This window comes from Streptomyces alkaliphilus (genome assembly GCF_014141535.1).
GTDB lineage: Bacteria > Actinomycetota > Actinomycetes > Streptomycetales > Streptomycetaceae > Streptomyces > Streptomyces alkaliphilus.
On the sequence record NZ_VKHT01000147.1, the window covers coordinates 1 to 7,480 of the forward strand.

General features: G+C 72.0%; 4 protein-coding genes. 1 reads left to right on the forward strand and 3 read right to left on the reverse strand.

What is annotated here, in order from left to right; genetic code table 11:
* Window positions 1-70: 70 nt before the first annotated feature.
* From FNQ90_RS07460 to FNQ90_RS07470, 3 genes are all read right to left on the reverse strand, one after another.
* The gene (locus FNQ90_RS07460; protein WP_182605605.1) at window positions 71-994 is read right to left on the reverse strand and encodes a carbohydrate ABC transporter permease; all 924 of its coding nucleotides are present in this window, start codon (window positions 992-994) and stop codon (window positions 71-73) included.
* On the reverse strand, window positions 991-2,091 hold the full coding sequence (locus FNQ90_RS07465) for an ABC transporter permease (RefSeq protein WP_323379825.1): 1,101 nt from the start codon (window positions 2,089-2,091) through the stop codon (window positions 991-993). Before FNQ90_RS07465 ends, FNQ90_RS07460 begins: the two co-directional genes overlap by 4 nt.
* 162 nt (window positions 2,092-2,253) lie before the next feature.
* Window positions 2,254-3,930, reverse strand: a complete 1,677-nt coding sequence (locus tag FNQ90_RS07470; protein WP_182605606.1) for an extracellular solute-binding protein — start codon at window positions 3,928-3,930, stop codon at window positions 2,254-2,256.
* Between the two features lie 343 nt (window positions 3,931-4,273).
* On the opposite strand from FNQ90_RS07470, the gene FNQ90_RS07475 reads away from it, so the two are divergent.
* On the forward strand, window positions 4,274-7,315 hold the full coding sequence (locus tag FNQ90_RS07475) for a glycoside hydrolase family 3 C-terminal domain-containing protein (protein ID WP_182605607.1): 3,042 nt from the start codon (window positions 4,274-4,276) through the stop codon (window positions 7,313-7,315).
* Window positions 7,316-7,480: the final 165 nt, after the last annotated feature.

Sequence of the window (7,480 nt, forward strand, 5' to 3'; positions counted from 1 at the left end):
CATCGGCGCGATCAAGGGCTGAGGTCCACCGGGCCCCGGGCGGGCGCGCCGCACCGGGGCCCGGTGGACCTCAGCCCTTGATCGCGCCGATGAGCATGCCCTTCTTGAAGTGCTTCTGCACGAACGGGGAGAGGATCGCCACCGGCAACAGGGCCAGCACCATCACCGCGGTCTGCACGGAGATGGAGGGGATCTGACCGGTGCCGATCGCCTGCCCCATGCCCTGTGGGCGGTTGCCGGCGACGACGATCTGTTCCATGACGTTCTGCAGCGGCAGCCGTTCCTGGCTCTGGATGTAGATGAAGGCGGAGAAGTAGTTGCCCCAGTAGGCCACGGCGTAGAAGAGCGAGATGACCGCGATGACCGCCCGGGAGAGCGGTAGCACGATCTGCCACAGGATGCGGAACTCCCCGGCGCCGTCGATGCGGGCGCTGTCCATCAACTCCTGGCCGATGTTCATGAAGAACGCGCGCAGCACCAGGATGTTGAAGACGTTGACCGCCATCGGCAGGATCAGCGCCGCGTAGGTGTCCATCAGCCCCAGGGTCTGGATCAGCAGGTAGCTGGGGATCAGGCCGGCGCCGCCGAAGAACATCGTGATGAGCAGGGTCATCAGGATGGAGCGGTGGCCCAGCGAGCCCATCCGGCTCAGGCCGTAGGCGGCCAGCACCGACACCACCAGCGAGAAGACGGTGCCGATGAGGGTGATGCACACGGAGATGAAGGTGGCCCGGGCGACCTGCCCCCCGCTGAGCAGTTCGCGGTAGGCGGCCAGGCTGAAGCCCTCCGGCCAGACCACCAGGCCGCCGGTCTTGTTGATCGTGGCGACGTCGGAGACCGAGGTCATGATCACGATCCACAGCGGGAAGAGGATGGCCAGCACGGCGATGGCCAGGATGACGCCCTTGGCCGCCAGACCGACGGGGTGGGGGCGCTCCTCCCACGAGGGGCGCCTGCGGTCGGTCTCGGTGACGTCGTCGGTGAGGACGCTCATGACTTCTTGTACACCCCCGCCTCGCCCATGGCGTGGGCGACCTTGTTCGCGGCCAGGATCAGGGCCAGGCTGAAGATCCCCTTGACGATGCCGACCGCCGCCGCGTAACTGAACTGGCCGTTCTTGATGCCGGCGAACCACACGTAGGTGTCGAGCACCTCCGAGGTGCCGGGGCCGACCGCCGTGCGCTGGATGATGAACTGCTCCATGCCGACGGTCAGCATGCCGCCGATCTGGAGCACCAGCAGCAGGGCGATGACCGGACGCAACGCGGGCAGCGTGACGTGCCACATCCGCCGCCAACGCCCGGCGCCGTCCACGGCCGCGGACTCGTACAACTCGTGGTTGACGGCGGCCAGTGCGGCGAGGAAGACGATGATGCCCCAGCCGGCGTCCTTCCAGATCAGCTGGGCGGTGATCAGGAACTTGAAGAAGCCCGGATCGGTCATCAGGTCGAAGCCGTCGGCGAAGCCGTGGTTGCGGGCGGTCTGGGCGATGAGACCGGCGCCGCCGAAGATCTGCTGGAAGACGGTGATGACCAGCACCCACGAGAAGAAGTGCGGCAGGTAGAGCACCGCCTGCGCCCACGCCCGCACCTTGCTGTGCAGGAAGCTGTTGATGAGGATCGCCAGGGCGATCGGGAGGGGGAAGAACAGGACCAGCTGGAGGAAGGAGAAGACCAGGGTGTTCTCCAGCGCGTTCCAGAAGTAGCGGTCGTTGACCATCCGCTGGAACTGTTCCAGGCCCACCCAGGTGCTGTTGGCGAGGCTTTCGAAGAAGCCGTTGCCCGCGTAGGGACTGAAGAACTGGAAGGCGATGACGTTGCCGGCGATGGGGATGTAGGCGAAGACGAACAGCAGCAGGACCGCCGGCATCGTCATCAGGATCAGCGTGCGGTCGCGGCGGAACCGCTCGCGGAATCCCACGCCGCCCTCGGGGATGTGGACGGTGGGCCTGCCGCGTCGGCGGCGGCCCCGCCCGCCCCGTCGCCGGGACCGGGGGCCGGGCGCTCGGCCGTCGGCGGGCTCGCCGTCGCCGGGCGTCGGGGGGCCGTCCCCGGACGCCGCCGCGGGGCGCGGAACCGTGCTCTGGGACACGGGCGGACCTCTTCTCCTGCGTGTCGTGTTCGGTGGTGCTCCCGCCCGCCGGGCGGTGACGCGCCGATGGCCGGCGGACACCGCCCCGTTTCCGGAGGGGCGGTGTCCGCCGGGGCACGCCGGGGGACGTCCGGCGGGGGCCGGCCGTTGGGCCGGGGTCGGTCAGGCTTCGTCCTCCAGCAGTTCCAGGTACCACTCGCGCAGTTCGTCACCGCCGTTGCGGCGCCACTCGGCGACGGCGTTCTGCATGTCGCTGATGGAGGCGCGGCCGCGCGTCACGTCGTCCTCCAGGTCCTCGAAGGCGTCGCTGAGGTTGGCGAAGCGGTCGGGCTCCTGGATCTGCCGGCCGTAGAACAGCGGTTCGCGCACGTGGGGCATCTGCCGCTGGTGCCAGGCGCACTTGTCCTCGACCACCCGGGGCTGGTCGGGGTGCGCGACGGCGGCCTCCGGGGAGGCGATGAAGACGTAGGTCTCGGGCTGGACCTCGACGGTGCCCTGGTCGGTGCGAACCGGCACACCGTCCTCGACGGTGTAGTGGGTCCGCTCGATGCCGTAGTTGCGCAGCCGGTTCTCGTAGGTGCCGTAGGGGGCGGCGCAGAGGTTGGCCAGTTCCAGGGCGTCGCGGATCCGGTCCTCGGAGAGGTTGCGGTTGATGAAGGTCCAGATGCCCGAGCCGTTGCCGGCCCAGATCACCGGGTCGCCGCCGTCGTGGGAGAAGAAGTCCATGGCGTTCATCCGGAAGTCCGGGTTGCCGCCGGTGACCTGCTCGCTCACCAGCCCGTGCCAGACGCCCTCGCCCTGGGCGATCATCAGGGTCTCGCCGGCCGCGAAACGGCTGTTGGCGTCGCCCTGGGCGGCCACGGAGTCGGGGTGGACGACGCCGGCGTCGAAGAGCTTGCGGCTCCACTCCAGTGCCTCGAGGTAGGCGTCCTCCTCGTAACGGTGGACGAGGGTGTCGCCCTCGCGGCGCCAGTACTGGGGACGGGAGGGAAGCACGCCGAAGTAGATGAAGGCGGCCCACTTGAAGTCGTCACAGGCCCAGACGCGGTTCCGGGCGGAGGTGATGTCCTTGGCGAAGGCGAGGAACTCGTCGAGGGAGCCGGGCGGGGTCCAGCCGTTGGCCTCGAAGACGTCCTCTCGGTAGAACGGCACCACGGCGCCGATCACCGGCTGCGGCATGGGCAGGCCGCGCAGGGCGCCGCCGAAGATGGATGCCTGCCAGGCGGGGGTGGGGATGGCCGCCAGGTTGGGGTAGTCCAGGACCGCGTCGCCGGAGAGGTAGGGGCCCAGGTCGGCGAAGCGCTGCTCGATGGCCCGGGGTATCTGGCCGCGCAGTTCCCACCCGGGGACGCACACCAGGTCGGGGATGTCACTGCCGGCGAGCACCGTGCCCAGCTTCTCACCGTAGGTGTTGCCGTCCTGGGTCTGCCAGTTGACGGTCAGGCCGACCCGCTCGTCCATGGTCGTCCAGTACTCGTTGCCGGCCCGCGGCGGGGTGCCCCACAGGGGGGTCATGGCGCTCAGTTCGCCGCCGCTGCCCTTGGCCTCGGGGACGGTGACACCGAGGTCGTCGACCTCGATGTACCGGTGGTAGCCGGGGACGGAGCCGTCGACGGAGGGGATGTCCGGGTCGACCGCCACCTCGGACGCCCGGTAGGTGGGGAGGATCTGCGCCGCCTGCTCCTCGCTGACGCGGCCCTCGCCACCGCCGCCGCCACCACCGTTGCCGCCGGATCCACAGGCGGCCAGAAGGGGGACGCCACCCGCCGTGGCCGCTGCTGCGACGGCGGTGGAGGCGAGGAACGATCTCCGGCTGGGCGCGGAGGGGGTCTTGGGCATGGCGTGAACCCTTCAGAGCGTCATTGCGGATCCCGCGCAGGACCTGGGGTGGCACGGTGGTCGAAGCGCTTCGATGTTGCGCAGAGGTTAAGGCGGGACAGGAGACAGCACAAGAGATGTCCCCAAGAAATCTCAGGGACGCACGGAATCACACGTCCATCCCCTGATGGGTCGCCGCGGTATCGAGGGCCGGAAGATGCCGTTAGATGTCTTGACATCCACACCGGGAGCGGTTGAGCATCGAAGCGCTTCAATGATCCGGTTCGGCGGGTCCGACCGCCTCCGTGCCCCGCGCCGGGTCGCGGCCCGTGAGCCCGCCGCCGCGGCGAGAGGAACCTTCCCCGTGACTTCCGAGCAGCTTCCGTTCCGTGATCCGCGTCGGGAGGACGGGGAACGGGTCGCCGACCTGCTGGGGCGCCTGACGCCCGAGGAGCGTCTGTCCATGCTGCACCAGTTCGCCCCGGCGGTGGAGCGGCTGGGCGTATCCGCCTTCCGAACCGGCCAGGAGGCCCTGCACGGGGTCGCCTGGATGGGCCCCGCCACCGTCTTCCCCCAGGCCGTCGGCCTGGGCGCGACCTGGGACGAGGAACTCCTGCGGAAGATCGGCGAGGCCGTGGGGCGGGAGGTGCGGTCCATGCGGACCCGCGACCCGCGGGTGGGGCTGAACGTCTGGTCACCCACCGTCAACCTGTTGCGTCACCCGCTGTGGGGTCGCAACGAGGAGGGGTACGCCGAGGACCCGCGCCTGACCGCGGCCCTGGCGACCGGTTACACCCGCGGGTTGCGCGGGGATCACCCCACCCGTTGGCGCACCGCGCCGATCCTCAAGCACTGGCTGGCCCACAACCACGAGACCGACCGCGACACCGCGTCCACCTCCGTGCCGCCCCGGGTGCTGCACGAGTACGAACTGCCGGCCTTCCGCGGGCCGGTGCGCGCCGGCGCGGTGGCCGGGGTGATGCCCGCGTACAACCTGGTCAACGGTCGGCCCAACCACCTCTCACCGCTGTTGGAGACGGAGCTGCGGAGGTGGACGGAGCTGCCCCTGGTGGTCTGCTCCGACGCCGGCGCCCCGACCAACATCGCCGGCTCCGAGGAGTATCACCCCGACCACGCCTCGGGGCTGGGCGCCGCCCTGCGGGCGGGGGTGGACAGCTTCACCGACCACGGCGAGGACGGCGGCCCCACCCTGGAGCGGCTGCGGGAGGCGCTGGAGCGCGGACTGATCGGACAGGAGCACATCGACGCGGCGGCGCTGCGGCTGCTGGGGATGCGACTGCGGCTGGGCGAGTTCGACCCGGACGGCGGCCCGTTCTCCGACCCGGCGGATCACGCCTTCGACACCCCGGAGCACCGGGCCCTGGCACTGCGGGCGGCCGAGGCCGCGATCGTACTGCTGCGCAACGAGCCGCCGGCCGCCGACGGGGCGGAGGGCGCCCCGTTGCTGCCGCTGCCCGCCGGGAGTCGGATCGCGGTGGTCGGACTCCTGGCCGACGAGTGCAAGCTCGACTGGTACAGCGGCGCCCTGCTGCGCCGCTCCACTCCCCTGGACGGGCTGCGGGAGCACCCCGACATCGCCTCGGTGACGTACGCGGAGGGCACCGACCGGGTGCGGCTGCGCTGCGCGGACGGGTGGCTCACCGTGCCGGATGACCCGGCCGGGGAGACCCCGGACGGTGACGAGGGGACGGACGCCGCCGACGAGGGGGCACTGGACCCCGCGCTGCTGCGCGGACGCACCGACCTGCCGCCCCTGACCGTCGGACCGCGGGACAAGGCGGAGGAGTTGCACCCGGTGGACTGGGGCGGGGGCGTGTTGACGCTGCGCGCCGGCTCCGGGACGGCCGGCCGGTACCTGTCGGTGGCCGACGACGGCATGGTGCGGGCCTCGGCACGGCAGCCGGGCGGCTGGGTGGTGCAGGAGACCTTCACCGCGGAGGCGATCGCCGGGGGCGCCCCGGGGGACGGATCGACCCTCACCGGGCTTCGTGAGGACGGACCGGTGCTGCTGCGGCACCGGGGCACCGGCCGGCCGCTGGTCGCCGCTCCGGAGGGCCTGCGGGTGGCCGGGGAGGGCGAGGAGCCCACCGCCTTCACCGTCGAGGTCGTCGCCCGTGGCGCCGATGAGGTGGCCGCCGCCGCGGCCGGCGCGGACGCCGTGATCGTGGTGGCGGGCAACGATCCGCACATCAACGGCCGGGAGACCGAGGACCGGCTCACCCTGGCGCTCCCCGAGCAGCAGGACGCCTTGTGGCGGGCGGCCCGGGCCGCCAATCCGCGCACGGTGCTGGTGCTCTCCTCCTCCTACCCCTACGCGGTGACGGAGGCCGCCGGGGAACTGCCGGCCCTGCTGTGGACGGCGCACGGCGGTCAGGCGGCGGGCACGGCGCTGGCCAGGGCGCTGTGCGGGGACGTCTCCCCCGCCGGTCGGCTGCCGCAGACCTGGTACGCCTCCGACACAGACCTGCCGGATCCGCTCGACTACGACGTGATCGGTTCCCGGCTCACCTACCTGTACCACCCGGGTGAGCCCCTGTTCCCCTTCGGCCACGGCCTGTCCTACACCTCCTTCGAGCACCGCGACCCGAGGCCGGCGCCGATCACCGGCGGGGACGGCGAGGTGCTGCGGGTGGAGGTCACGGTGGTCAACACCGGCGACCGCGCCGGCGAGGAGGTCGTCCAGCTCTACACCCGGGCCCTGTCGTCGCCGGGCGGGGGCGAGACGGTCCCGGCCCGTCCGCTGCGCGCACTGGCGGCCCACCGCAGGCTGCGGCTGGAGGCGGGGGAATCCCGGCGGATCGCGCTGGAGGCCCCGGTCGAGGAGGTGCTCGGCGTATGGGATCCGGCCTCCGGACGCCGGCGGGTGCCGGGTGGCCGGTACGCGCTGGAGGTCGGGGCCTCCTCCCGCGACATCCGAGCCTCGGTGGAGGTGGAGGTCGCCGGGGAGCCGGCGCGACCCCGGACGATCGCGGCGAGAGGACTGGCGGCGGCCGACGCCGATGTGCTGGACGGCGTCGAACTGGTGGACCGCGACCGGGAGAGCGGTGACGCCGCCACGCCCCGGGACCCGGCGACCCCGGCGCGACTGCTGTACCGCGCCTGCGACCTCGGCGCGGCGGGCGGTCCGGCGGTGACCGTCACGGTGACGGCCGCGGCCGAGGGGCGGCCGGGACGGATGGAACTGCGGTGCCCGGGGGCGGAGGCCGTCGAGATCCCGGTGCCGGCGGGGACGGACCGTTACGACCACCGGCGGTTCACCGCGGGGCTGCCGCTGCCCGGAGGGATGGGCGCGACGGTGGATCTGGAGGTGATCCTGCACGGGCCGGTGCGGTTCGCCGCGCTGGAGTGCGGGGACGGGTCGGGCGGCGAGGCCGCCACCGGGTGACCACCCCCGTCGCGGCACCGTCACCCGGAGGGGTTCGCCCCACCGCCGGTGGCGGTGCCGCGGCACCGGGGAGCGGCACCGTTCGGTCCTCCGAACGGTGACCGGGGGTGATCCGGAACGGGGCCGGGCCCGAACGGTGTGATCCGTTCGGGCCCTGTCTCTATA

Bases quoted from the DNA above. Each gene is read 5' to 3' on its own strand.
- FNQ90_RS07470 (WP_182605606.1), bottom strand. From the start codon at position 3,930: ATGCCCAAGACCCCCTCCGCGCCCAGCCGGAGATCGTTCCTCGCCTCC.
- FNQ90_RS07460 (WP_182605605.1), bottom strand. From the start codon at position 994: ATGAGCGTCCTCACCGACGACGTCACCGAGACCGACCGCAGGCGCCCC.